We start from the raw sequence: 23,406 nt of genomic DNA, 5'->3' as shown, positions 1-23,406 counted from the left end.
TATATGCTGGTTGTATATACATTATCTGTATTCCGTCAATAAACAAAGAGTCATCTGCGATTCATCATGCGCCTGCGATAGTCATAGACCATATCAAAGAGCCCCGTCCATGAGATGATCTGCGTCATGATCCCGTTGACCACAACGAAGACATAGATGAGGATACGCACAAAGGGCGAAACATGGAACCGCAGGAGGAGAAAATGCAGGAGTGAAATTCCCTGCACCAATCCTGCGAGGAATGCGATCAGGTAGGCGTTGAGCGCCGCTTGATAGAGCAGCAGGAGCTCACGCGTCGATCCCCAATAGATGCCGATGAGAGAGAAGGCAAAGAGATAGGGGAAAAAGATCGGCAACCGCCATTGTGCAAAAGGAGGAAAAGCAGCAGCAGGCAGTCCCATACGACGGAGCACCTTGCGCATGACGGCAAAGCAGACGCCTGCCTCAATCAATGCGCTCCCCACAAAAAGGGCCGGCAGCATCAGGAGAAAGAGCTCCAGCACCTGCCCCGCCGCTGTACGCGTCTCGTCAATCTGCGCCTCCGTCATACCGAGGGAGCGATACACGCCGAGGGTCTCATCCATCGCCTGCTGCATCACCGCAGGATCCAGCGCAAAGGGATTGATCCCGAAAAGGAGCAGAATGAGCCCTCCGGCCATCGCCTTCCCGATCAGCGAGGCAATCGTCCCGCCCACGAGAGCACGCAGTGTGCCGCCCTCACGGCGAAACAGAACGCCGAGCGCCAGTCCCGTCGGCGCAAACGAGAGCACAAAGGAGGCTCCCGCCACAGGCGTGGCAAAGAGCATGGTGAGAAGAAGTGACGCCGCCGCCGCAAGCACACCGCAGCGAAGTCCGATGCGCACGGTCACCAATGCGATAAACACCGGCCAGAGCATCCCCATCATCATCGTCAGCACGGGCAGATAGATTGCCGCGAGCGCATAGACCACGGCGGTAGCAGTCATAACCCCCGCCGTTGCAGCAGATCGCGCAGCTTGCTCGTTCATTCTGTATCCTTTCAGCGGAGGGAGCCCCGCACCGCCATTCAGGGAGCACTGATAAATTCAGCACCGCCGTCTTAGTACATCTTTTTCGCCCTGTCTGTGCCCTAGAATCCTCCACATAGCCTCTGCTATGCGTCCGGTTTGCCTCCTCAATCGGGCGAAAAAATCTACGCTAATCTGAGGGTCTATTTTATCAGCGATTCCTTCATTCTCTTATCGCAGGAAAGTATTCCCCATTATAACAGATTTCCTCCGCGCTGTCACCGTGTCCGCAAATTCTATCCTCTCTCCTCTCCCATAATGCCCGCCATGCGCAGGAGATACTGCGCATTCGTCGTATGGCAGCGCCCCGCGCGCATCTTGAAATCAAAGAGGATCTTATCTCCCTCGTAGTGCTCCTCAAAATGCGCATTCGTCACGGGAATACCCTCGCGGCCAAGATCACAGAGCTCAAAGTCGTGCGTCGTCACCACCGTGATCGCGTGCGGGAGCGTCAGACGGCGGATCGCCTCGCGCGCGCCGACAATGCGGTCGGCGGAATTCGTCCCGCGGAAAATTTCATCGATCAGAATCAGCATGGGCTTGCCGCGCTTGCTGTAGACCATCATCTTCTTGATGCGCAGGAGCTCCGCATAGAACGTCGAGATCCCACCCGCGAGATCGTCGCTGATCTGAATCGATGTATAGATCGCCATCGGGGTGAGAGTAAAGGAACGCGCGCATACCGGCGCGCCTGCGTATGCAAGAACAGCGTTAGAGCCAAGACAGCGCATATACGTCGTCTTGCCGGACATATTTGACCCCGTGATGACGAGCGTCCCTGCCGTGAGCTGTGCGTCATTCGGCGTCGCCGTCTCCTCCGTCAGGAGCAGCAGCGTCGCATCCTCCGCCATGAGCTGCGGCGCTCCCTCCTCCGCAAAGCGCGGGAACGTATGCACCTCACGCGTATGCCCGACGCGCGCAAGCGAGAGCAGGACCTCCATCTCCGCCCACACCTTCAGCCAGCCGGCCGCCGCCGCACCGTAGCCCTTGCGCCAGTGAGAGAAATATGCCATGCAGTGAAAGTCCCAGAGCAGAATCCCATTGGCAAGGATAAAGAAAAAGAAATTGCGCCGCATCGCCGCACAGTCAGCGAGAATCGTCAGACGGCCCAGCCCGATGGTAGCGCGCACGGGCGCGAAGAGCGGTGCCAGAATCGCGTGAAACGCGGAACTGCGCAGCGGAGCGCGCTCGAGCGCACGAAAGATCCGCCCATAGAGACGCAGCGCGCGCGCCATGCGGCCGAGCGGCGCCAGTTCGCGCTGCGTCCGCGGGAAAAATGCCATCGCCATCGTGAGGTTGAACGTAAAGAGCGCGATCGGAATCGGCCAGCTGCCGTCAAAGAAAACAGCCCAAAAGAACGACCAGACGCAGGCATTGGCGAGAACGATGCCAATGCAAGAAATGAGCTTCAGTGACCCCTTGAGCGGCTGTGCAAGCTCCTTGGCAAGCGCGCGCGTATCATGCGCATCGGGCAGGAGTGCGCCGCGCGCCTCCAGCTCCAAGGCAAGAAGCGGATGAGCGAGCAGCTCCGCCACGGCCGCCTGCCGCCGGCGTATCCGTGCGAGATCCTGCGGCGTTGCCGAGAGCGCGGCGGCAAGACGGTCACGCCCCATGCGCGTATGCGCCGCACAGAGATACTGATAGAGCGACGCGCCGCCGAAGATGTGGAGATCCCGATCGGGCGGGCACTTCTCCCGCAGGTAGGCACCGCCGTCCACCGGGGACTTCTTCCACTCTCCGCAAAAACGCGCCAAATGCTCTCCCACGACGCCAAGATATGCCTGCGTAAAGATGCGGCGCCGCTCGAGCCGCCGATGCCGCAGCACGAGCACGGCAAAGAGCAGGAGCAAAAAGCCGCCGAGCATCAGCTCCTCCACCGAACCGCAGTCATAGCCGTGAAGGAGGGCGACCAGCATCAGCGGGAACACCGCCGTACGCGCAAGAATGAACCGCGTTCGCCATGTATCCTGTGTATGCGCGTGTGCAAGGGCATGCTCACGCACATTTTCATAAAAGTCCTTCTTCATGAGGAACTCCTTGAGGGAATCCACGATTCCCGACAACATTCATAACAGTCATATTATATCATAACTATAATACGAATGTAGACAGTTTCTGCCAAAACTGTTAGAATACTTATCAAAGGAGAGATGTACATGGCACAGGATTCATCGGACGCCATACGGCGCATCGAGGCGGACATCCGCACCCTCGACGCACGGATGCTTCGCGCATTGGGCGACCTCGACTATGAAACCTGCCGCTGCGAAAAGCGTGCCCTCGAGACTGCACTCCACACCCTCCGCAAACAGCGGGAACATGGCACGGATGCGGCATTCAGTCAAAATTCAGCATCATCGGATAGGATAAAGGGCAAATAGTCAAAGCAGAGAAAGGAAAATACTATGTCACAGCGTATGACCATGGACGAAGTCCTCAAAGAATACGGCGTCCCCCAGCTGCGGCTCGACGTTCACGCGACACGCAGCGATCTGCTGAAGCTGCGTGAGAAGCTCATGGCGATCCGCGACCTCTCCGAGGGGCGCGAACAGGGTTATCTCGACATCGACTGCAAGCTCTACATCGACGTGGACGACATCGACCGCTACCTCTCGGGCGAGCTCGACACCGTCGGCGAGATCTATGCCTTCCCCGAGGACATCAAATCCTATCAGGAGTAAGGCATCTTCGCGTGCTCCTCGCAGAACGCCTCGTTACGCAAGGGTTTGCTGCGGAGCACCGCTCATCAAGGTATTAATTTGCGTTTTTCAATTCGGTTACGAATACCGGGGCTATCCCCGTATCGAATGATATTATGAAGGAGAATATGGAATGAACCTGAAGAAACTCATCGCTGCGGCAATGGTCGGCTCGCTGACCTTTACCGCACCCATCATCGTCCCGAGCGCCGTGCAGAGCACGCTCGGCGCACAGGCAGAAGCCGCAAAGGGCGGTGCGCGCATCGCGCCGAAGGCAGCGCCAAAAGCAGCCCCGAAGGCATCGCAGGGGCAGAGCAGCAGCGGAAAATCCGTCTCGGGGAACGGCAGCAGCTACGCCCCCTCGAAGAACGCAAACCAGCTTGAAAAGAACGCCCCCGCCGCAAACAGCAAGGCGAATGCGGCAAACACCGCAAACACCGCCAAAAGCGGCACGGGCTGGGGCAACACCCTGCGCAATATCGGGCTCCTCGCGGGCGGCATGATGCTCGGCGGCCTCCTCGCGAGCCTCCTCGGCGGCATGGGCAGCGGTCTCCTCGCCGATATCCTCGGCGTCCTCGTGAACGTCGCCATCGCCGTCGCCGCCTTCATGGTGCTGCGCTGGCTCTGGAACCGCTTCCGCTCGCGCAAAGAGGATGAAAACGTCTACCGGAGTGCAGCGCAGCCGCGCGCTGCCGCACCGCAGCCGCCCATCACGGACATCCGTCCGCAGGGCAGCGCACCGCAGAACGCCGCACCGATGGACATCACACCGCCGACCTCGGCACTCGATGCAGGCGACAGCCCGCGTGCCATCGCCGATCGCTATCGCAGCCGCTGAGATACACAGAGAAATGTGGGGCGCTGCACGAAGTTTTGACTTCGTGCGGCGTCCCTTCTCTTATGCCCATACGTTTACTCAAGAATCCCATCAGAAAGATTTTCCACCCTGTGAAAATACAACAGTCGAACCATAAAACAATAAAAATAAATTCCATAAAATAACTATAAATAACTATAAATTAAGATCAATAGCTTCAAAATGGAGTATTTTCTACCTCAAAAAGCAGGAATGCATACAGGAAAATACCTCTAACCCCGCGTAATTCCTGTCTCTCCGTGATTCCTTACATCCTGAATGCCCCAGCACACCCACAACATCTCCCACCTTGGACAACCTGCCGCATTTCCCTCCCCTTTCCCTTGAAAAAGGCATCATTTTCGTCCATAATAGAAGCGAACGGAGCATAAAGGAAGCAGCGTTTTCTTCATCCGCCCTGCGAATACAATGTACACGGTACATTCTTCACCCCTCGCGCGCAGCTAGGGAATCACTGATAAAATGAGGTCTGCCAGATTGGCGTAGATTTTTTCGTCCGAACGAGGTGGAAAACCGGACGCAGAGTGGTGCTCTGTGGAGGATTTTCCGCCGAAGTGCGGGCAAAAAAGATGCGTCAAGATGGTTGTGCCGAATTTATCAGTGCTTCCCTAACTGTTCGCGTGAGCCCTGCATCAACCGTAACGAAATCACAAAGGAGCAACAACTATGAAATCATCTACCCTCGCCGCCGTTGACACGCTCATCGCACGCTATCCCGCACTCGAGCCCTGCGGCACGGACATCCGCGCTGCCATCAAGGCGCTCTGCACCTCCTACCACGCGGGCGGCAAGCTCATCGTCTGCGGCAACGGCGGCTCCGCAGCAGATGCCGAGCACATCGTCGGTGAGCTGATGAAGGGCTTTCTCCTGCCGCGCCATCTCGACGAGGACATCCTCGCAAAACTCCACGAGGCGTGCGACGCCGCCGACCCCATGACCGTGGACTACTTCATGCGGCATCTGCAGGGCGCTCTCCCCGCCATCTCCCTCCCGTCCCAGCTTGCGATCAGTTCCGCCTTCGCGAACGATCAGGCACCCGACCTCACCTTTGCCCAACAGGTACTCGGACTCGGACGCACAGGCGATGTCCTCCTCGGCATCACCACCTCGGGCAGCTCGAAGAATGTCCTCTACGCCTTCCGCATGGCAAAGGCGCTCGGCATGACCACCATCGCCCTCACGGGCGCAACGGGCGGCAAATGCGCGGCGGGCTTCGCCGACATCGTCATCAAGGCCCCCGAGGAGGAGACGTACAAGATCCAGGAGTACCATCTCCCCATCTACCACACCCTCTGCATCGCCGTCGAGGAGGAGTTCTTCGGCGCGGAGTAAGTAACGGATGACCTGTATCCTCCGCCATAGGATGATATGCGCCGCCGAACCAAACCTTAGCGGCGCAAGCGTGGAAAGTGTGCGGTACGCCCCGACGAATTTCGTCGTTCAAGCGCAGCGCGTTTCGGAATTCGCAGGTATTTAAGGAATCACTGATAAATTCAGCACTACCATCTTGACGCATCTTTTTCGCCCGCACTTCGGCGGAAAATCCTCCACATAGCCTTTGCTATGCGTCCGGTTTTCCACCTTGTTCGGACAAAAAATCTACGCCAATCTGAGAGACTGTTTTATCAGCGATTCCTTAGGCAGATAAGTGCGCGATCACTTGTGAAACGAGGCGTTTGCGTGGGGATACTCACGCATAATGCATAATATATAAACACACACACATCACAAACACACAATCATACACAAAGGAGGAATCCCCATGCCCCTGACCCAGGACGACTTCAAAAAACTCGCGAACGGCAGCGACATCCGCGGCGTCGCCGTCCCCGGCGTGCCCGGCGAACCTGTCACCCTCACCCCCGAGGCGGCAAACCGCATCGCTGCCGGCTTCGTCCGTTTCCTCAGCGAAAAGGCGGGCAAGAGCCCCGCAGAGCTGCAGATCGCCGTCGGCCACGACTCGCGCATCTCCGCGCTCGCCATCAAGGACAGCGTCCTCACGGGACTCACCTACACGGGCGCGCACGGCATCGACTGCGTCCTCGCCTCCACCCCCGCCATGTTCATGGCGACCATCTTCGAAGACACGGCGGCGGACGGCTCGATCATGATTACTGCGAGCCACCTCCCGTACAACCGCAACGGACTGAAATTCTTCACCGCCGCGGGCGGCGCAGACAAGACGGACATAGAGAAGATCCTCACTTACGCCGCCGAGGCAAAGGAAGAACACGGAACGCTCGAGCACGTCCTGAAGTTCGACCTCATCGGGCGCTACAGCGAACACCTCACGAAGAAAATCCGCGACGCGTTCGGCGGCGCAGAACGTCCGCTCGAGGGGATGCACATCGTCGTCGATGCGGGCAACGGCGCGGGCGGCTTCTTCGCGGGACGCATCCTCACCCCGCTCGGCGCGGACACGACAGGCAGCCAGTTTCTCGACCCGGACGGGCACTTCCCGAACCACATTCCGAACCCCGAGAATGCTGACGCCATGTGCGCCATCAAGGACGCCGTGGTGAAGAACCATGCCGACCTTGGACTCATCTTCGACACCGACGTAGACCGCATGAGCGCCGTCCTCGCCGACGGCACGGACGTGAGCCGCAACGCCCTCATTGCCATGATGGCCGCCATCCTCGCGCCCGACTACCCCGGCTCCACCATCATCACCGACTCCGTCACCTCCGACGGGCTGCACGACTTCCTCGAGGATCACCTCCATCTGAAGCACCTGCGCTACATGCGCGGCTACAAGAACGTCATCAACGAGTGCATCCGCCGCAACGAGGCGGGCGAAACCTCCCCGCTCGCCATCGAGACCTCAGGGCATGGTGCGCTCAGCGAGAACTACTACCTCGACGACGGCGCCTACCTCGCGGTAAAGCTTCTCATCGCAGCGGCAAAGGCACACGCCGAGGGCAAAACCCTCAGCGACCTCATCAAGGATCTGCGCCACCCCGCCGAGGCACGCGAGATCCGCATCAAGATCACGGGCACCGACGACGTCAAGGCATACGGAAAGGACGTCCTCGCCGCATTCGAGCAGCGCGCCAAAGACAAGGGCCTCAGGATCGCCGCTCCCTCCTATGAGGGCGTGCGCCTCATCTTCCCGGGCGGCTGGGCGCTGCTGCGCATGTCGCTGCACGATCCGAACATGCCGCTCAACATCGAGGCGGACGCAGCGGGCGGTGCGGACAGGATCGAGCGCGAGGTCAGGGAGCTCCTCGCGGGATTCGACGCGCTCGACCTCTCCGGCTTTCACGCATAGAACACATCCATGTCAGCCGCCCACGTGAGGGAAAGGCACAAGAGACTGTCGTACGAGGTGGACACCTTCATATCGCAGTCTCTTTTCTCTTGGTAAACGTACGACCTGCTCTTTTCTCATTTTTTTCCCACACGCACCCGTATTTTATGATATAATGCAGTGGTATATTGACATTTATTTCATTTATCCCTTATTGGAGAACAACGCAGGAGAAATGAACCCCTATGAAGGAAGCCGCACAGCACGCGCTGAAAAATGCCATTGGACTGGCTGCGTTCGCCGCAATCATCGGGTCCATGGCCTTTGCCTGGCAGCTGCTCAATACCATGCCGTATACTGATCTGGCTCGCTCGTACGCCCTCGTCGGCAAGGATCTCACACATAACGACATCCTTGGTTTCCACGCGGCGGAGCAGGACTGGCAGTCCTATACGTCCCCCGTGCCCCCCCTTGCCGACGATGTGAAGGCGGTCTATCTCTCGTGGGAGATCCCGCAGGATATACCTCTCTCCATTGATCACATCCTCGCGGCGACGACGAATCAGAACCTCTGCGTCTACCTCGATGACCGTCTGATCTACACCACCGGTCAATGGGACGGTTTCCACAACCCCTATGGGCGCACCCTGCACTTCATCGACGCGAAGCAGTCCCTCGCGGGGAAACGCATCACTTTCCTCCTGCATACGAACTATGCCCGGTGGCTTGGCAGCGTAGACTATTTCTTCATTGGCAGCGAGCTGACCCTCTTCCAGAAAATCAGCATCAGCGATGCCATCTACACGGCGAGCCTTGCCATCGCCGCTGCACTCATCGCCTTCCTCGTCATGGATATCATCTGGCGCGGTTATATCCGACGACGGCATCTGCAGCTTTACCTCATTGCCTTCCTCCTGAGCATCATCTTTTGGGCGACGGGCACCTCCTCAGTCTTCCCCCGACTCTTCGGCACGACGCAGGTCTGGGCGGAGCTCCACTTCATCATGCTCTACCTCATGCCGATGCTTTTCATCAAGATCATCGAACACATCAGTCCGCCGAACTACAAGCATTCTCTGACCGGCATCTTTGGTCTCTACGGCGCACTCTTCGCCGTCGCAACAACGGCGGAGGCACTCGGGCTGAACGGCTATATGAATATGCTCTTTGCCTTCTACCCCATCCTCGCCGTCACCTTCCTCTACCCCATCTTCGTTCTCCTGGGCACCTCATGGGCAAAGCATCCCGCCTGCCGCTACGGAACGATCGCAGCGGTCTCGCTGATGATCTTTGTCGCGATCGATGCCCTCCATTTCGAGTATCATCTCTTCACCTCGACACTCTCAGCAACAGTTTTCTCGATCTACGCCATCATCCCATTCGTCTTCTACCTCATCCGCGAACAGATGATGCAGGAAGCGCAGCTCGTCCGGGAGAACAGCACCCTCTCACGCGAACTGCAGGAGACGCAGGAGGAGGCAAAACACGACTTTCTCACGGGCGCATTCAATCGTTTGCAGCTCCAGCCGAGCTTCAGCCAGTTCTCCCATCTTGCCGAAAAAAATCATTTTGCGCTCTCCTATGCCATCTTCGACATCGACCACTTCAAGGAGGTCAACGACACGCACGGACATCTCGGCGGTGATCACGTCCTGCAGGGTGTCGCCGAAATCGTACAGGACAAGATCGACCGCCGCCACATTTTCATCCGCTACGGCGGCGACGAGTTCATCCTCCTCGCCCTCCATCACGACCTCACACAGATGGCAGCGTTCTGCGAATCCCTGCGCTGTGCCGTCGCAGAGACCATGGACGGCATCACGATAAGCTTCGGTGTATCGGCGTGGCATGGGGCAGGCGATACCATGCACGATCTGATGGAACGTGCTGACCGTGCGCTTTACTGTTCCAAGGAGAAGGGACGCAATGCCGTCTCCAAAGAGGACGAGGCGGAGTGCTGTTAGGGAATCGCTGATAAAATGAAGTCCGTCGAATTGGTGCAGATTTTTTGTCCTGTCAAGGAGACAAACCGGACGCATAGCAAAAGCTATGTGGAGGATTTGTCGGCACAGACAGGGGGAAAAAGATGTACTAAGACGGCGGTGCTGAATTTATCAGTGCTTCCCTAAATCTGCGCGAATGCCGAAAAAAACCATGACACCCACAAGGGGCGCGGCGGCGCCCTTTTTTTGTGTTTTGCCTGACGGAAGCACGGATCATTCCGGCACCGTCTCTTGACGCATCTCTGCTGCCCGATTCTTGTCAGCAACTCCGCCGCGACGAAACATCTGCGCCAACGTGAGGGGCTGTTTATCAGCGATTCCTTACACTTGAAAGAATCTTTTTTTCTATTGTTTTATAGTAACCCAATATGTTATAATGTTTCAAAAGGAACATTGCATATTCTGTTGCACGTTTCCATCCGCGAGAGGGAGGTGTCCCCCATGACCCATATCCGATCGTTTCTGCATGGCAATGTGTGGACATTTCTGTGCCTCGCTCTGTTGACTGCCGTGATCCTATGCACCTGGCAGATGCTCGCGACGCCCCTCGATCCCCGACTGACGGCGGAGTATGCCGTCATCGAGGACATGGCTCTGCCGGATCGTGAGAATTTCCGTGCCGACGATCTGGTGTGGCATCCTTATTCGTACCCAACGCGGCCGCCGATTCCAGAGGGGATACACACGGTCTGTCTGTCATGGAAGATCCCGTATGCGCCGCACTTCCTGGGGCGCAATATGCTCTTTTCCACGGCGAATCAGGACGTCTGCGTTTACCTCGGCAGCGACCTTGTCTACCGTTACGGCGACTGGACGGAACACGGCACGGTCACCGGCCGCAATTTTCACTGCGTTCATTTGAGTGATGCCATGGCAGGGCAGCGGCTGACACTGCTCCTGCACTCCGATCAGCCGCGCTGGCTGGGAACGGTCGACTACCTGACCTTTGACACAACGGAGCAGTTCCTCACGAGCGTCAGCCTCACCAGCGCCACCTATGCCGCAGCATTCTCCATCGCTCTCGCGATGATCGCATTCCTCACCATCAATCTCTCGCGGCGCACGCCGAGCGATGCGCTGCGCCGCACCCAGATCTATCTCATCGCCTGCCTCGCCGCGTCCATGCTGTGGACGGCAGGCATATCCTCCTTCTTCCCGCGCATCGTCGGACTGCCCCTCCTCTGGTGGGAGCTGCATCTGACCATGCTCTACGTCATGCCGATCACCTGGGCGCTGCTCGTGCACGAGATTGTCGCACCGCACTACCGCACACAGGTACAAAAAATTCTCTACGCCCTCGCGGCTGCCTTTGCCGCGGCAGCCGTCTTTGAAATGGGAGGAAAGAGCGGGTACACAGCGCTGCTCTATTTCTACTACCCGTTCCTCCTGGCCGCTTCTCTCGGGCTCATCTATTTCCTCGCACGCTCGCACTGGGAGTTCCATCCCGCCTGCCGCTACGGCACATTCGCTGTGGCTGCTTCCACCCTGTTCTGTGTCATTGATGCGCTGCACTGGAAATACCATCTGCTCTCCGGTATGCTCTCTGTCACCATATTCTCCATCTATGCGATGGTTCCGCTCATCTTTCACGTCATCCGTCTCCAGATGATGGAGCAGGCGGCAATGGTGCGGAAGAACGAGGTGCTCGCACTGGAGCTGGCAGCGTCGCAGAGTGCTGCACAGCGCGATTTCCTCACGGGCTGTTACAACCGCCATCAGCTTGAAAGCGGCTTTGAAAATTTTGCCGAACTCGCGCGTGAGCGAGGGTTCAAGTTCTCCTTCGCCATCTTCGACATCGACCACTTCAAGACCATCAACGATACGCGCGGCCACTTGGCAGGCGACCATGTACTGAAGGAGATCGCCGGCATCATCCACGATGAGATCGACCGCCGCCACCTCTTCATCCGTTACGGCGGTGATGAATTCGTCCTCCTCGGCCTGCATTATGACCTCGATGCCATGGTCGCCTTCTGCGATCATCTCCGCGGCATCCTCGAACATCGGCTGGGCGGCGTTACCCTGAGTTTTGGAGTCTCTACATGGCACGGTGCAGATGATCCTCTGTCCGATCTCATCGCACGCGCCGACCGCGCCCTCTACCGCTCCAAGAAAAAGGGCCGCAACACCGTCTCTGCCGAGAGCGAGATCGATGCGGCGTAGGGAATATGCGCCCGCCGTCAAATCAAGCCTTGCTGGCAAAGAGAGTACCGCCACGCGCGGTGCTCTTTTTATTTCCTCCTTCTCTTTTAATACTAGGTCATATCTTTTTCTTGTGAATCACAGGCGACTATGCTACAATGATTACTTGCTTGGGAATCGTTTTCCATGAAGGAAATGCAGACAGTGATTCCCTAATCAACGAAAAGGAGAATCATCATGTTCCAAATCGACAACATTCGGGAAATGTTCTTCTCGTGGGAGGGGCGCCTCAACCGCAAGGCTTACATCCTGCGGTGCCTCGCCCTCGGTCTCACCCTGACGGCGGTCTATATCCTGCTGATGGCGATCGCTTTTGGCACGGCAGCGGCACAGATGGGGAATGACCTCCCCATGATGGGCGCATTCGGTGCGACCTATATCTTCTGCCTGCCCTTCATCATCTCAGGCTATCTCCTCGCGATCCGCCGTCTGCATGACCTCGACCTCTCGGCATTCTTCATCCTGCTGAGCTTCGTCCCCGTCGTCAGCTTCTTCTTCGCGCTCTACCTCATCTTCAAGAAGGGCACGGAGGGACCGAACGCCTACGGCCCGGATCCGCTCAGCACGGAGCCTGAGATGCCTGTATTCAGCACATCTGCCATCCATACGACAAACAGCGCGGAAATAGATACTGTACAGGCAGACAGCAATACATCGCATGACAGCGGCGTATCGCGCAGCTGAGGATGCCATGAATCACACACTCTTTTCCCTCACGGGCAGGCTCACGCGGCGCGATTTCGCCCTGACGCTCGGCGTCATCAGCGGCGGCGTCTTCTTTGTCATGCTCGCCCTCTGCTACCTCCTCTTCCCGCTCACCGCATCCACTGCGACGGGCTTTTTCCGCAATTCGGCAGAGGTCTTCTTTCCCGTCTACATCGCCGCGTTCCTCGGACTCAACCTCCTCCTCTACGCGCTCATCCCGCCGCTCGCCATCCCCGCCGTCGTGCGGCGTCTGCACGATTTGGGATACAGCGGCGGCTGGGCGGCGCCCCTCCTCCTCCTCTGCGTTCCCATCCTCTGCCTCATGCTCCTGCCCGTCTGTATCTTCATCGGCATCATCACCGAGACGATGGGGTCGTCTTTTTCCCCATGGAACGGAATGACGGAGGCATTCGCCTCCGCCGCCGCCGCAAGCGTCGGCATATTGCTGCTCCTCTTCTTCGTCCTCTTTATCCCGCTCGCCTGCTGCCTCGGCTGGCTCTTCCTCAAAAAGGGAAAACCGGAGGCGAACCGCTGGGGCGATCCCCCCGTCGAGGAGGTACTGCCGCCCACGCGCGCAGCGTACTTCTCCACTGCGGGGACGGTAACGCGTACGGCGTTCATCCGCCGCAGCCTCCTCCTCCTCCTCGCCCTGGGACTTGTCCTTCCGCCGGCGGCACAGCTCGTTCTGCAGGCCATCGTCACTGTCCTCATCATACTCGCAGCAACGATTCCGGAGACGGTGGAAATCCTTCCATCCATCATCATCCTCCTCACCATCCTCCCCTTCGTGCTCTTTCCGCTTCCCCTCCTGCCGCTCATACGGCAGCGCCTGCGCACACTGGGACATTCCCCCTATGAGGCATTCCTCTCCTTTGCCGCTCTCCTCCCGCTCCTCATCACACCGCTGCCGTTTGCCCGTCCTGTCCTGATGGAGGGCAGCACTGTCACGGCCGGCGCGCTCCAGTCGGCCGTGGACAGCATGATCGGCGTGCCGAGCATCCTCCTCTGGACACTCTGCGGCATCCTCTCGCTCATCGGTATTATCCGACTGCTCGCAAATGACGATATATCCTGTAGAAGGGAATCGTCCGAGGAAAGCGAGGTCCATGATGTACTGCCCAAAATGTGAAAAATTCGTCCCCTCCTCTGCCGCCGCCTGCCCGCACTGCGGCATCCCCATTATTTCGGGATTCTCGCCGAACTACGGCGCGGGCTTCTCTCTCGGCGACGATGACACAGAGAGCCGCAACGACGCGCCCCCGGCGAAGGTCGTGAACGCCGACCTCTATGACGACGTGCCCGACACGGATGCACCCCCCTCGGAGGGCATCGGCAGCAGACTCAAGGCACTGTTCGGATTCGGGAAGAAGTAACAAGGCCACATACAGAAAGCCCCTCGGCTGCATGCCGAGGGGCTTGTCTATTGGATGATGCGGCTCTACTCTGTCAGATCGCGGCGATACACCTCAGGATACACATCATGCCGCAGCGTCAGCTCAAACCCGCCCGCAGAGTACGGGGCAATATCATACGGATTGTAGAACACATGGAGATCATTGTTCGCATCGAGCATCCAATCGATATACTTCTGCCAGTCACCGCCATCATGATAGTCATTCAGTGTCTCGTCAATATCATGTGAGAAGAGGTCCTGCTCACGTCCCGGGTACTGCTTGCGGAAGGCATCCGCCAATGCGAGCAGAAGCACATCACGGCTCGTAATCACCGCATCAATGGAAACCGGCTCCCCCGTCTCCGTACTCAGCGTCACCCCTGTAATCCCATGTTGGGGATGCGCACCGCCGTCATAGGTGCCGCTGGAGAGGGCAAAGCTGACGACCTGCTCGTCAACCCGCCCCCAGCGGTCCACCACCACAGAATCATAATACGGCGCAGAGGGCACAAACATACGCGCCGCCTCCTCCATACTCTCAGCCGCATCCTCACTCCGGCGCTTCTGCTCATTGCTCCAGTCCCGCAGGGCATGCTTCAGTACGGGGTAGTCATCCCCGATCACCTTGATCTCAGGACAGCTCGTCCACGCAATGACACGCCCGTTCGTCCGCAGTGCACGGCGATGGTCCTCGACATGCAGCCACGGGAAAAGCTTGGGCTCCGCACTCTCCATATCCGCCTTGGCGATATCCTGCAGCTCCGCTTCCGTCACCGTCTCCATGTCCGCCGCCTGGACCGCCGAGACACCGCTAAGCATGAGTACAGCCGTCAGTGCCGCCGCCATTTGCTTCTTCATTGCCTATCGCTCCCTTCTTATGTGGGAAAAATCTAGAAAAGACTCCTCACGATGAGAAGTCTTTGGTCTGCTGACATGGTGCGATTGGCGCGAGTCGAACGCGCGACCCTCTGCTTAGGAGGCAGATGCTCTATCCATCTGAGCTACAACCGCAGTGATTCTTTGATTCTACCAAAAACACACGAAAAGTGCAAGCCGTTCCCCTCCTCCATCAGCGAAAGCGCGATGCAGACATAAAAATACTGCATGGGCATCCATGCAGTATTTCTCTCTGCCGATGCAGTACTCAGGCAAGCTTGGAACTGTCTACCGTCTGGACACTGATGTCCTTGATGGAGACAGGGTATGCCTCACCGAGCATGATCGCCTTCTTCGCGATGACATCCTGCAGGCAGGACTCCACCGCCGCCTTTGTCAGATCATCCTTCGGATCCATCAGACTGACCGTGTGGTTCTTGCCCGTCGAGAGCGCCAGCGTCATGCGGAGCTGTTTCTTCGTCGACATCGTCATTCCTCCTTTCTGCGTTCATCAACCGTCTGCCGCGCGGCACTCAGTCCGTCAGGACAGCCGTATCCGTGCGCATCACCTGATCGAGCCCGTGCTTCTGCAGATCTGCGAACCCACGTCCGACCGCGAGTGCATCCGCATCCGTAAGCACGGGAGCAACCCCCGCAATCGTGCGGTTCTTATAGAGGTTCTTGCCGTCAGCACCGACCCCTGTAATCACCTTCAGCGTGAGCTTGCTTGCTGCTTCTTTGCGTGCCATAAATCTCACTCCTTTCGTTTTCGTCTCTCGTAAGCGGCTTACACTCAGATACCTGCCGCAGCAAAACAAAAGAAGAGCCGCCATGCAAAATTTTCTTTACATGCGAACATATTTTCTCTATAATAGCACTCAGAAAGGAACAGGAGATCCATCATTGTGTCCCGTGCCTGTGCGTCTCGCCAACGGCAGGCAGGAGTCATGGAGTCACAGATCATGATTTTGACCGTGATTCCAAAGCAAAGGAGATCCACTATGAAACGTACGAAAAGAGAATGCCTGATGCAGCGTCTGCCCGCTCCGGCGGACATCCTCGCCCTCATCCCGACGCAGGAGGACACGGCGCAAACCGCCGTGATCTGTGCCCGGGAGAACAGTCTGATGCTCTGTGCTTCGCCGGAGCACGTACTCGCCTGCCTCGCCGAGCGTGAAGACAAGGCACTCTCCCTCATTCGGCGAAATGCCGCCCGCCTCATGGCGCGGCGCCGCAACATCATCCTCCCCATCCTGCACGGCTGCGTCCTCACCCCGGTCAAGATGTACAATGCGCGCCGCGGCGGCATCGGCTACATCAACACGGCATACGCCGCTCTCGTCCTGCGGCGGCGCGGCACGGGGAGCGACATTGCCCTGCAGAACGGTGACATCATCCACAGCCTGTGGGCGTTCGGCACACTGGAGCGCCACATGCGCGAGGGGCGCGCCCTCCACTTCAAACTCCTCAACGATGTGCGCCGCCAGCTTCGCTTTGCCGAGGACTTGGCGTAGAGAAGGCCCTTGCATTTCCCCTCCATCCATTGTATGATACGAATATCGAACAACGGAGGGTACAATATGCAGATTTCGAGCCGCTTTACCATCGCCGTCCACATCCTCATCTGCGTCGATCTTTTCGGCAAACGCGAGCCCGCGACAAGCGAGTCGCTCTCGGGGAGCATCGGCGCACATCCCGTCGTCATCCGCCGCATCCTCGGTCAGCTCCGCCGCGCGGGGCTCATCACCGTCGCGCGCGGGCGCGAGGGCGGCGCACATATCGCCAAGGAACTCACCGACATCACGCTCGCCGACATCTTCCGTGCCGTGGAGAGCATCAGCGGTCAGTCCCTCTTCAGCTTCCATGAGAATCCGAACCCTGCCTGCCCCGTCGGCAGCCACATCCACGATGTACTCGACCATCGCCTCGCAGACATCCAGCACGCCATGGAAAAGGAAATGGAGGAGACCACTCTCGCCGACGTCATCAAAGAGGCACGAAAAAGAGCAAACACATAGTTATTTAACAGCTATTGTCTGCACAATATCTATCCGTATAGATTCGATGCCCGTCCCCATTTTCAGAGGAGGAAATACGCCATCATGACATGGGTATCGCACGCTGCACTCACGGGCACGATTGCCTACGCAGTGAGCAGCGATCCGCTCGCGGCAGCGGCGGCATGCGTCGGCGCCGTCCTGCCGGACAAGGTGGAAGGCTCTCCCGGCAGTGTCGGATGGCGTACATGGCGCAGCCGTCACCGCGGCTGGTCGCATTGGCCGATGCTCTATCTCGCCCTCATCGGTGCGCTCCTGCACGGCGAAACGTACATCGGGAGCAGGATATTCCTCACGGTGCTCCTATGGGTCTTCCTCGGCGCACTCCTCCACATCGCGGAGGATGCGGTCTGCGGCAAGGTGCCCGCCGTTCTCCCGACGCAGAAGATCGGGATACGGCTCTTTACCGTCGGCTCACTACGGGAATACCTATTCACAGCTGTATGTATCGGCATTGTCTATGCAGGAAGTTGTTTTCTAGGGAATCGCTGATAAAATGAAGTCCGTCAGATTGGCGTAGATTTTTTCGCCCGATTGAGGCAGCAAACCGGACGCATAGCAGAGGCTATGTGGAGGATTTGCTAACGAAAAGCGGGCAAAAAAGATGCGCTAAGATGGCAGTGCTGAATTTATCAGTGCTTCCCTAAGGAATCACTGATAAAACGAGATATTGCAAAAAATGGATGAATTTGCTATAATGATCATAGAAAGAAACGTCCTTTGACGGCATCTTTCCAGATTTGCGCATTGTTTTTTGAACAACCGTTCACTGGTCAGAGTGGGCGGTTATTTCTTTTGGGTTATCGCGAGTATGTAGCCTGTGGCAACGACCAAGAAAAGAATCGCACCGATCTCAGACATCTCACTCACCCCCTTTCAGGGGAAAGACACCGCCACGGGATTGCTCCCGCCCAAGGACGTTTCATTCTCAATATAACATATATAGGGAAAAACAACAAACATATTTTCTATAAAGAGGACCTGTCCAGCGCAGCCGCATGACTTCGTTGGGCAGGTCTTTTGCTGATTGCTTAGAGGGCGGTACTGATAAATTCAGCACTTCCCTAGTGATTTGCCGCCGTGTAGATGGCGATGGCGTCGGCGCGTGTGAGCGGGTGGAATACGCCGATGCGGATGCGGTCCTCCTGCGTCGCATCGTCTGCGAGCTGTTCGATCGTCCTCGCCGAGAGGGTGCCGATTCCCAGCCCGCCGATGCTCGTCGGCATTCCGATGGAGGTGAAAAACTCCTCCATGTGACGGATGCCCGCACGTGCGCGCTCCTCGTCCGTGCCAGCATCAATGCCGAAGAGGTCGGCGGCGAACTGGGCAAAGCGTGCCGGGTCGTAGGGATAGGCAAACCGCGCCCACGATCCCCAGAGCGCGGTGAGCGCACGCCCGTGTGTGGCATCATAGCGTGCAGAGAGCGGATGGCTCAGCTTATGTACGGAGAAATCCTTACCGCGTCCAAGTCCTGTCAAGTCGCTGTGCGATATACTGCCGCAGTACATGAGCTCGCTCATCGCATCGTAGTCCTTGCGCGAGACGAGAAGGCGTCGCACGGATTCCATCACAGTGCGCAGAAGATCGATCGCAATGCGGTCGGTAAAGACATTCGGCTCCTTGACATCCGTAAAGAAGCGCTCCATCGTGTGCATCATGATATCCGATGCCCCCGCAGCGATCTGCTCGCGCGGCAGGGTAAAGGCAAGCGTCGGGTTCATGAAGGCAAAGACGGGACGGTTAAGCGGCGCGTTCAGCCCAAGCTTCTGCCCCGTATCCTCATTCGTCAGCACGGCGGAGTCGCTCGTCTCACTGCCTGCAGCGGGAATGGTGAGCACGGACGCAACGGGCAGCGTGCGCGTCAGCACTGCCTTCTTCGTCCAGATATCCCAAATGTCCACGTCAGGGTTCGCGATGCCGTGGGCGACCGCCTTCGCCGAGTCGATCACACTGCCGCCGCCGATGGCAAGGACGAAGTTCACATCCGCCGCGAGGCCCTCACGGATCGCCTCGCGAACGAACGCGACACGCGGGTTTGGCTGTACGCCGCCGATGACGAGGAAGGCAAGCCCCGCCGAGGTCAGCTGCATCTCGATGCGCGAGAGCAGCCCCGATCGCTCCGCACTGCCCCTGCCGTGAAGGATGAGCACGCGATGCGCCCCTGCCGCACGCAGTTTTGCGGGAACACTATCCTCCGCCCCCCGCCCGAAGATGATCTCCGTCGGACAATGATAGGTAAAGCTCTGCATGAAACTCCTCCTCTTTTCACAAACTTATTTCATCGTGTTCATTATAACAGAACCGAGGAAAAAAAGTCATTCCATCGGTTAAGAAAAGTGTTGCAAAAAGACTTCAAAATTTCGTATAATAACAATATAAATAATGGGATTATCGATTACCATTGAAGGAGGCTGAGAAAATGAGCGGAGATCAAAGCAAAGAAGCCCAACAGATTCATGAGGCGGAGCAAAAGTTTGATCGCACACGTCGTCTCGTCGGTCTTTTCGGTGCGCCAATCCTTGCGATTCTGGTGCTCCTGACGCCGATTGACGGACTGACGCTTGCATCACACAAGCTGCTCGCCATCATGGTTCTGGTGGCACTCTGGTGGATCACGGAACCCGTACCCATCCCCGTCACGTCCCTCATCGGGCCGACGCTCGCTGTCGTAACAGGCGTGGTCACGGCAAAGGATGCCTATGCGGCATTCGCCAATCCGATGATCTTCCTCTTCATGGGCGGATTCATCCTCGCCAAGGCGATGATGGATCATGGACTCGACAAGCGTTTTGCCTACTGGCTGCTCTCGCGCTCGTGGGTCGGCTCGAATCCGCGCCGCATTTTCCTCGCGATCGGTCTTGCCGCAGCACTCTGCTCCGGCTGGGTGAGCAATACGGCGACGGCCGCGATGATGTTCCCGATCGCCCTCGGCCTGCTGTCTGCCGTCAAGGAAATGATGGCCGCGAACGGCAAGGAGATCGACCTGCACAACTACAAGTACGCGACCGGGCTGATGCTCATGACGGCGTATGCCTGCTCGATCGGCGGCGTTCTGACTCCGATCGGCACTCCGCCGAACATCATCATGCTCGGCTTCCTCGATCAGATGGCAAACATCCACATCTCCTTCTTCGAATGGATGACGTGGGGCGCCATTGCAATGGTGGCATACTTTATTATCGCCTATATTGTTCTCATCCGTATGTTCCCGCCCGATGTCGAGCGCATCGACGGCGCGGAGGAGTTCATCCGCGCGCGTGTCGCCGAGCTCGGCGGCTGGACGCGCGCACAGAAGAACACGCTCGTCTGCTTCCTCGTCGCCGTCTTTCTCTGGGTGTTCCCGGGCATCCTCTCGATGATGCTCGGCAGCACCTCACCGCTCCTCAAGATGTACAACCACCTCTTCCCTGAGGCGGTCGCGGCAATGGCAGGCGCGCTGCTCCTCTTCCTCCTGCCGATCAACTTCAAGGAGCGCAAGTTCACGCTCGAGTGGAAATCGGCCGTGCAGGGCATCGAGTGGGGCACGCTCATCCTCTTCGGCGGCGGCCTCGCGATGGGCGGCATGATGTATAAGACGGGGCTCTCGCAGTGGGTCGGCGACCGCATTGTCGGGATGCTCGGCGGTGAGCCGTCCGAGTTCGCCCTCGTCGCGATCTTCTGCGTGATGGCGCTGCTCCTCTCCGAGCTGACCAGTCACACGGCGGCGACGAACATGATTGGCCCGCTCGCCATTACCGCAGCGGTATCCGCAGGGTTCAGCCCGATCCACGTCGCGATCGGTATCGCCCTCTCTTCGTCGCTTGGCTTCATGCTTCCTGTGTCTACACCTCCGAATGCAATTGTCTATGCATCGGGCTACATTCCCATCACAAAGATGATCAAGACCGGTGTCTACATCGACTTCATCGGCATCTTCTGCGTGACCATCCCGCTCGTGCTCTACTTCGTGGTATGGCTCGTCGGGTAACATCGATACAACGGAACAAAAAAGGAGCTGCTGTGCAGCTCCTTTTCCATGCAGGTGAGGAAACATGACCCCCTTTCTCTTCTTTTCCATCATCGCCGCCATCCTCTTCGGCTCGTTCTTTCTTGCCGCCTATCTCTACAGTGTAAGACAGCGGCACAAACAAGAGGCACATGATGCATATCTCCGGCAGAAGAAGGAAGAACTGTCCCCCTATGCGTTCTACCGTACGGTGCAGAGTGCCGACAATCAGATATTTTCCTTCGGACACATACAGGCAGGAGACCGTTTGCGTATCCGACGGGACTTCGTCGACCACGGCGGGCAGACGTTTCATGCGGGAGAGACGTATGATTTCGCATCAGCCTTCTTCCTCCCCTATGAAGGCGTCTATACCCTCTTTCTCTCAAGCGACGGCAAAGAGATCACCCGCATGTATCTCCATATCCCCTACGCGAGCATCAAAATCTCCGTCTCTGACCGCAGAGGAGAACTCACACATGAAGAGCTCCCTGCCGAAGAGGACATCTGCTGTCATACGGAGGAATATTTTGAGCTGCTTCTCCCGAGAGAATGACCGCCGCAGCGCCGCATACAAAAAGAGCCGCCATGCGGCTCTTTTTATACAATGGAACGACTTACTCCTCCGGCGTAAAGCGAACCGGCACCTCCGTCAGCTCCGTCTCCATGCGGCGGCAGGTGACATTCGCCGAGGCGAGCATCCGCTTCGATGCCTTCGTACTGTCGGCAGTGGCGTACTTGTCCGAGAGATAGATGACCTCACGAATGCCGCTCTGAATGATTGCCTTGCAGCATTCGTTGCACGGGAACAGTGATGTGTAGATACGGCAGCCTTTCAATGACGTGCTCGCATTGAGGATGGCATTCAGCTCTGCGTGCACGACATAGGGGTATTTTTGCTCGGCGAACTCCCCCGTCCGCCCCCATGGATACTCATGGTCATCGCAGCCGTTCGGCATCCCGTTGTAGCCGACGCCGACGATATGCTTGTCCTCGTTGACGATGCAGGCGCCGACCTGCGTATGCGGATCCTTGCTGCGGTAGGCGGAAAAGAGCGCCACGCCCATAAAATACTCATCCCACGAGATGATCATGACGATTCCTCCCTGTATTACATGGCATACATTTGTTTGCTATAATCATAGCAGGCACTGATAGGCGCAGTGGTAACTCAGCCCCCGAAAGGGGGGATTGATATGGAGACCTACGAGTTCTTAACGTTTCTCGTTGTGTTCACCGTATTAGTTTTATCCGTTAAACGATAAATGAGAAAGCCCCGCCTTGCGTCTCCAAACAACAGGCGGGGTATCTCGCATGTATAAGGGGGCAACCGCTGAGCGGCAGTGCCCTTTTCTATGTCTATTTTACTTCAATCCGCAGATTTCGTCAAGCACGAAGCTCACACCACATCGACGCGCAGCACGCCGTCCACCTGCCGCAGGGCATCGGCGATGAAGGACGGCTTGATGTTCTCGCGGTTGTAGACCTCAAACGTCAGGTAGATGCGCCGCTCACCGCCCGTCTCTGTCTCCGCCTCGTCCTCGTCCGTCCGCACCTTCATCCCGCGTGAGCGCAGGTGCAGATCCTCAATGCAGGCACTCACGCGCATGATCTGACCGGGGCGGTCAATCGTGTGGATGGAGAGCGAGAGCAGGCGCTCATGATCGACCCATGCATCGAGCCGCGAGAGATTCCCGAGGATGAGAAACACAATCGCCGTCGTCACACTTGCCCCAAGGTAGAAGCCCGCGCCGACCGCAAGCCCGACGCCCGCAACCACCCAGAGCGTCGCCGCTGTCGTCAGGCCCGTGACCGTCAGCCCCTCCTTCATGATCGCGCCCGCACCGAGAAAGCCGATGCCCGAGACCACCTGCGCCGCAAGGCGCGCGGGATCGGCATTCGTCTTTCCCTCCACATTGTCATAGATCGCCTGCGACATAATCATGATGAGGCATGAGCCGAGCGCAACGAGCATATTGGTCCGCAGCCCTGCCGACTTGTTCCGCATCTGCCGTTCATAACCGATAATGCCTCCCATCACACAGGAGAGCACAAGTCGCAGACAGACTTCCCACTCCGCCATCAAAGCTTCCTCCTATAAATAATATATATTCTATATATATCTTTTCATAAGTTATCCCCAGCTGTGCAAAACTCTGTGGATAAAATTGTTCAAAACCCCGAAACTTCCTTTATCCACACATCTTTCAACAATGTGCATAATTTTTCCGAACGACCCTCCGATTTCTGTTGATAATGTGGATAAATTAGTGGATAACCCCATATATAGGAATATATTTTGTGTGATTTTCT

General features: G+C 57.5%; 26 protein-coding genes, 1 tRNA gene and 1 pseudogene. 17 read left to right on the top strand and 11 right to left on the bottom strand.

What is annotated here, in order from left to right; translation table 11 throughout:
- Positions 1 to 50: 50 nt before the first annotated feature.
- The 3 genes and pseudogenes from HMPREF0908_RS07215 to HMPREF0908_RS07210 form a co-directional block, all read right to left on the bottom strand.
- Positions 51 to 1,007, bottom strand: a complete 957-nt coding sequence (locus HMPREF0908_RS07215) for a YybS family protein (RefSeq protein ID WP_006690822.1) — start codon at positions 1,005 to 1,007, stop codon at positions 51 to 53.
- 40 nt (positions 1,008 to 1,047) lie between these two features.
- A pseudogene (locus tag HMPREF0908_RS11445) lies at positions 1,048 to 1,158 on the bottom strand (secretion protein HlyD); the annotation flags it as partial.
- Between the two features lie 124 nt (positions 1,159 to 1,282).
- Complete coding sequence (locus tag HMPREF0908_RS07210; protein ID WP_040572579.1) at positions 1,283 to 3,073, bottom strand: MutS-related protein; 1,791 nt, start codon at positions 3,071 to 3,073, stop codon at positions 1,283 to 1,285.
- Positions 3,074 to 3,202: 129 nt separating this feature from the next.
- Between HMPREF0908_RS07210 and HMPREF0908_RS07205 the strand changes: the two genes are divergently transcribed.
- From HMPREF0908_RS07205 to HMPREF0908_RS07190, 4 genes are all read left to right on the top strand, one after another.
- On the top strand, positions 3,203 to 3,427 hold the full coding sequence (locus HMPREF0908_RS07205) for a V-type ATP synthase subunit D (RefSeq protein ID WP_342626110.1): 225 nt from the start codon (positions 3,203 to 3,205) through the stop codon (positions 3,425 to 3,427).
- 24 nt (positions 3,428 to 3,451) lie between these two features.
- Positions 3,452 to 3,727: a hypothetical protein gene (locus HMPREF0908_RS07200; RefSeq protein WP_040572578.1), complete on the top strand. Its 276-nt coding sequence runs from the start codon at positions 3,452 to 3,454 to the stop codon at positions 3,725 to 3,727.
- Positions 3,728 to 3,878: 151 nt separating this feature from the next.
- Entirely contained in the window at positions 3,879 to 4,583 is a 705-nt protein-coding gene (locus tag HMPREF0908_RS07195) for a hypothetical protein (protein WP_006690818.1), read from the top strand.
- Positions 4,584 to 5,288: 705 nt separating this feature from the next.
- Entirely contained in the window at positions 5,289 to 5,954 is a 666-nt protein-coding gene (locus HMPREF0908_RS07190) for a D-sedoheptulose-7-phosphate isomerase (protein ID WP_006690817.1), read from the top strand.
- 141 nt (positions 5,955 to 6,095) lie between these two features.
- Here HMPREF0908_RS07190 and HMPREF0908_RS11315 read toward each other — a convergent pair whose 3' ends face one another.
- The gene (locus HMPREF0908_RS11315) at positions 6,096 to 6,221 is read right to left on the bottom strand and encodes a secretion protein HlyD (RefSeq protein ID WP_071585466.1); all 126 of its coding nucleotides are present in this window, start codon (positions 6,219 to 6,221) and stop codon (positions 6,096 to 6,098) included.
- Between the two features lie 163 nt (positions 6,222 to 6,384).
- Between HMPREF0908_RS11315 and HMPREF0908_RS07185 the strand changes: the two genes are divergently transcribed.
- From HMPREF0908_RS07185 to HMPREF0908_RS07160, 7 genes are all read left to right on the top strand, one after another.
- Positions 6,385 to 7,893 carry a phosphohexomutase domain-containing protein gene (locus HMPREF0908_RS07185; protein WP_006690816.1) on the top strand — a complete coding sequence of 503 codons (1,509 nt, stop codon included), beginning with the start codon at positions 6,385 to 6,387 and terminating at the stop codon, positions 7,891 to 7,893.
- Between the two features lie 224 nt (positions 7,894 to 8,117).
- Positions 8,118 to 9,836, top strand: coding sequence for a GGDEF domain-containing protein (locus tag HMPREF0908_RS07180; protein WP_006690815.1), 1,719 nt, complete (start codon positions 8,118 to 8,120; stop codon positions 9,834 to 9,836).
- Positions 9,837 to 9,851: 15 nt separating this feature from the next.
- A complete protein-coding gene (locus tag HMPREF0908_RS11310; RefSeq protein WP_006690814.1) occupies positions 9,852 to 10,001 on the top strand; it encodes a hypothetical protein in 150 nt (49 codons plus the stop codon).
- Positions 10,002 to 10,316: 315 nt separating this feature from the next.
- Positions 10,317 to 12,038 carry a GGDEF domain-containing protein gene (locus HMPREF0908_RS07175; protein ID WP_006690813.1) on the top strand — a complete coding sequence of 574 codons (1,722 nt, stop codon included), beginning with the start codon at positions 10,317 to 10,319 and terminating at the stop codon, positions 12,036 to 12,038.
- Positions 12,039 to 12,254: 216 nt separating this feature from the next.
- A complete protein-coding gene (locus HMPREF0908_RS07170; protein WP_006690812.1) occupies positions 12,255 to 12,761 on the top strand; it encodes a DUF805 domain-containing protein in 507 nt (168 codons plus the stop codon).
- Positions 12,736 to 13,911 carry a DUF805 domain-containing protein gene (locus HMPREF0908_RS07165; protein WP_006690811.1) on the top strand — a complete coding sequence of 392 codons (1,176 nt, stop codon included), beginning with the start codon at positions 12,736 to 12,738 and terminating at the stop codon, positions 13,909 to 13,911. Before HMPREF0908_RS07170 ends, HMPREF0908_RS07165 begins: the two co-directional genes overlap by 26 nt.
- Positions 13,892 to 14,155, top strand: coding sequence for a zinc ribbon domain-containing protein (locus HMPREF0908_RS07160; protein WP_211204798.1), 264 nt, complete (start codon positions 13,892 to 13,894; stop codon positions 14,153 to 14,155). Before HMPREF0908_RS07165 ends, HMPREF0908_RS07160 begins: the two co-directional genes overlap by 20 nt.
- A gap of 65 nt (positions 14,156 to 14,220) precedes the next feature.
- On the opposite strand, the gene HMPREF0908_RS07155 is transcribed toward HMPREF0908_RS07160, so the two are convergent.
- The 4 genes from HMPREF0908_RS07155 to HMPREF0908_RS07140 all read right to left on the bottom strand — a co-directional run bounded on the left by HMPREF0908_RS07155 (position 14,221) and on the right by HMPREF0908_RS07140 (position 15,800).
- Positions 14,221 to 15,033, bottom strand: coding sequence for an RsiV family protein (locus HMPREF0908_RS07155; protein WP_006690809.1), 813 nt, complete (start codon positions 15,031 to 15,033; stop codon positions 14,221 to 14,223).
- A 76-nt stretch (positions 15,034 to 15,109) separates the two neighbouring features.
- Positions 15,110 to 15,186: transfer RNA gene (locus HMPREF0908_RS07150), tRNA-Arg, on the bottom strand.
- A 133-nt stretch (positions 15,187 to 15,319) separates the two neighbouring features.
- Positions 15,320 to 15,538, bottom strand: a complete 219-nt coding sequence (locus HMPREF0908_RS07145; RefSeq protein WP_040572577.1) for a DUF2922 domain-containing protein — start codon at positions 15,536 to 15,538, stop codon at positions 15,320 to 15,322.
- 46 nt (positions 15,539 to 15,584) lie between these two features.
- Positions 15,585 to 15,800 carry a DUF1659 domain-containing protein gene (locus HMPREF0908_RS07140; protein WP_006690807.1) on the bottom strand — a complete coding sequence of 72 codons (216 nt, stop codon included), beginning with the start codon at positions 15,798 to 15,800 and terminating at the stop codon, positions 15,585 to 15,587.
- Between the two features lie 252 nt (positions 15,801 to 16,052).
- Here HMPREF0908_RS07140 and HMPREF0908_RS07135 point away from each other — a divergent pair, with 252 nt between their 5' ends.
- The 4 genes from HMPREF0908_RS07135 (at position 16,053) to HMPREF0908_RS11305 (ending at position 17,755) form a co-directional block, all read left to right on the top strand.
- On the top strand, positions 16,053 to 16,565 hold the full coding sequence (locus HMPREF0908_RS07135) for a hypothetical protein (RefSeq protein WP_040572576.1): 513 nt from the start codon (positions 16,053 to 16,055) through the stop codon (positions 16,563 to 16,565).
- 66 nt (positions 16,566 to 16,631) lie between these two features.
- Entirely contained in the window at positions 16,632 to 17,069 is a 438-nt protein-coding gene (locus HMPREF0908_RS07130; protein ID WP_211204795.1) for an Rrf2 family transcriptional regulator, read from the top strand.
- A gap of 84 nt (positions 17,070 to 17,153) precedes the next feature.
- A complete protein-coding gene (locus HMPREF0908_RS07125; RefSeq protein ID WP_006690804.1) occupies positions 17,154 to 17,600 on the top strand; it encodes a metal-dependent hydrolase in 447 nt (148 codons plus the stop codon).
- Between the two features lie 41 nt (positions 17,601 to 17,641).
- Entirely contained in the window at positions 17,642 to 17,755 is a 114-nt protein-coding gene (locus HMPREF0908_RS11305; protein WP_245522934.1) for a secretion protein HlyD, read from the top strand.
- 417 nt (positions 17,756 to 18,172) lie between these two features.
- Here the strand turns inward: HMPREF0908_RS11305 and HMPREF0908_RS07120 are convergent, their stop codons facing one another.
- Positions 18,173 to 19,357: an iron-containing alcohol dehydrogenase gene (locus tag HMPREF0908_RS07120; protein WP_006690803.1), complete on the bottom strand. Its 1,185-nt coding sequence runs from the start codon at positions 19,355 to 19,357 to the stop codon at positions 18,173 to 18,175.
- A 170-nt stretch (positions 19,358 to 19,527) separates the two neighbouring features.
- On the opposite strand from HMPREF0908_RS07120, the gene HMPREF0908_RS07115 reads away from it, so the two are divergent.
- Both HMPREF0908_RS07115 and HMPREF0908_RS07110 read left to right on the top strand, forming a co-directional pair.
- Entirely contained in the window at positions 19,528 to 21,075 is a 1,548-nt protein-coding gene (locus HMPREF0908_RS07115; RefSeq protein ID WP_040572575.1) for an SLC13 family permease, read from the top strand.
- Between the two features lie 64 nt (positions 21,076 to 21,139).
- Positions 21,140 to 21,649, top strand: coding sequence for a DUF3601 domain-containing protein (locus HMPREF0908_RS07110; protein WP_006690800.1), 510 nt, complete (start codon positions 21,140 to 21,142; stop codon positions 21,647 to 21,649).
- Between the two features lie 61 nt (positions 21,650 to 21,710).
- Here HMPREF0908_RS07110 and HMPREF0908_RS07105 read toward each other — a convergent pair whose 3' ends face one another.
- On the bottom strand, positions 21,711 to 22,187 hold the full coding sequence (locus tag HMPREF0908_RS07105) for a deoxycytidylate deaminase (protein WP_006690799.1): 477 nt from the start codon (positions 22,185 to 22,187) through the stop codon (positions 21,711 to 21,713).
- A 305-nt stretch (positions 22,188 to 22,492) separates the two neighbouring features.
- The gene (locus tag HMPREF0908_RS07100) at positions 22,493 to 23,176 is read right to left on the bottom strand and encodes an MgtC/SapB family protein (protein ID WP_006690798.1); all 684 of its coding nucleotides are present in this window, start codon (positions 23,174 to 23,176) and stop codon (positions 22,493 to 22,495) included.
- Between the last annotated feature and the right edge of the window lie 230 nt (positions 23,177 to 23,406).

Origin of the sequence: Centipeda flueggei ATCC 43531, assembly GCF_000160695.1 — a bacterium.
Lineage (GTDB): Bacteria > Bacillota > Negativicutes > Selenomonadales > Selenomonadaceae > Centipeda > Centipeda flueggei.
This window is presented reverse-complemented; position numbering and strand designations above follow the sequence as displayed.

Bases quoted from the DNA above. Each gene is read 5' to 3' on its own strand.
- HMPREF0908_RS07215 (WP_006690822.1), bottom strand. From the start codon at position 1,007: ATGAACGAGCAAGCTGCGCGATCTGCTGCAACGGCGGGGGTTATGACT.
- HMPREF0908_RS07210 (WP_040572579.1), bottom strand. From the start codon at position 3,073: ATGAAGAAGGACTTTTATGAAAATGTGCGTGAGCATGCCCTTGCACAC.
- HMPREF0908_RS07205 (WP_342626110.1), top strand. From the start codon at position 3,203: ATGGCACAGGATTCATCGGACGCCATACGGCGCATCGAGGCGGACATC.
- HMPREF0908_RS07200 (WP_040572578.1), top strand. From the start codon at position 3,452: ATGTCACAGCGTATGACCATGGACGAAGTCCTCAAAGAATACGGCGTC.
- HMPREF0908_RS07195 (WP_006690818.1), top strand. From the start codon at position 3,879: ATGAACCTGAAGAAACTCATCGCTGCGGCAATGGTCGGCTCGCTGACC.
- HMPREF0908_RS07190 (WP_006690817.1), top strand. From the start codon at position 5,289: ATGAAATCATCTACCCTCGCCGCCGTTGACACGCTCATCGCACGCTAT.
- HMPREF0908_RS07185 (WP_006690816.1), top strand. From the start codon at position 6,385: ATGCCCCTGACCCAGGACGACTTCAAAAAACTCGCGAACGGCAGCGAC.
- HMPREF0908_RS07180 (WP_006690815.1), top strand. From the start codon at position 8,118: ATGAAGGAAGCCGCACAGCACGCGCTGAAAAATGCCATTGGACTGGCT.
- HMPREF0908_RS11310 (WP_006690814.1), top strand. From the start codon at position 9,852: ATGAAGTCCGTCGAATTGGTGCAGATTTTTTGTCCTGTCAAGGAGACA.
- HMPREF0908_RS07175 (WP_006690813.1), top strand. From the start codon at position 10,317: ATGACCCATATCCGATCGTTTCTGCATGGCAATGTGTGGACATTTCTG.
- HMPREF0908_RS07170 (WP_006690812.1), top strand. From the start codon at position 12,255: ATGTTCCAAATCGACAACATTCGGGAAATGTTCTTCTCGTGGGAGGGG.
- HMPREF0908_RS07165 (WP_006690811.1), top strand. From the start codon at position 12,736: ATGACAGCGGCGTATCGCGCAGCTGAGGATGCCATGAATCACACACTC.
- HMPREF0908_RS07160 (WP_211204798.1), top strand. From the start codon at position 13,892: ATGTACTGCCCAAAATGTGAAAAATTCGTCCCCTCCTCTGCCGCCGCC.
- HMPREF0908_RS07155 (WP_006690809.1), bottom strand. From the start codon at position 15,033: ATGAAGAAGCAAATGGCGGCGGCACTGACGGCTGTACTCATGCTTAGC.
- HMPREF0908_RS07145 (WP_040572577.1), bottom strand. From the start codon at position 15,538: ATGTCGACGAAGAAACAGCTCCGCATGACGCTGGCGCTCTCGACGGGC.
- HMPREF0908_RS07140 (WP_006690807.1), bottom strand. From the start codon at position 15,800: ATGGCACGCAAAGAAGCAGCAAGCAAGCTCACGCTGAAGGTGATTACA.
- HMPREF0908_RS07135 (WP_040572576.1), top strand. From the start codon at position 16,053: ATGAAACGTACGAAAAGAGAATGCCTGATGCAGCGTCTGCCCGCTCCG.
- HMPREF0908_RS07130 (WP_211204795.1), top strand. From the start codon at position 16,632: ATGCAGATTTCGAGCCGCTTTACCATCGCCGTCCACATCCTCATCTGC.
- HMPREF0908_RS07125 (WP_006690804.1), top strand. From the start codon at position 17,154: ATGACATGGGTATCGCACGCTGCACTCACGGGCACGATTGCCTACGCA.
- HMPREF0908_RS07120 (WP_006690803.1), bottom strand. From the start codon at position 19,357: ATGCAGAGCTTTACCTATCATTGTCCGACGGAGATCATCTTCGGGCGG.
- HMPREF0908_RS07115 (WP_040572575.1), top strand. From the start codon at position 19,528: ATGAGCGGAGATCAAAGCAAAGAAGCCCAACAGATTCATGAGGCGGAG.
- HMPREF0908_RS07110 (WP_006690800.1), top strand. From the start codon at position 21,140: ATGACCCCCTTTCTCTTCTTTTCCATCATCGCCGCCATCCTCTTCGGC.
- HMPREF0908_RS07105 (WP_006690799.1), bottom strand. From the start codon at position 22,187: ATGATCATCTCGTGGGATGAGTATTTTATGGGCGTGGCGCTCTTTTCC.
- HMPREF0908_RS07100 (WP_006690798.1), bottom strand. From the start codon at position 23,176: ATGGCGGAGTGGGAAGTCTGTCTGCGACTTGTGCTCTCCTGTGTGATG.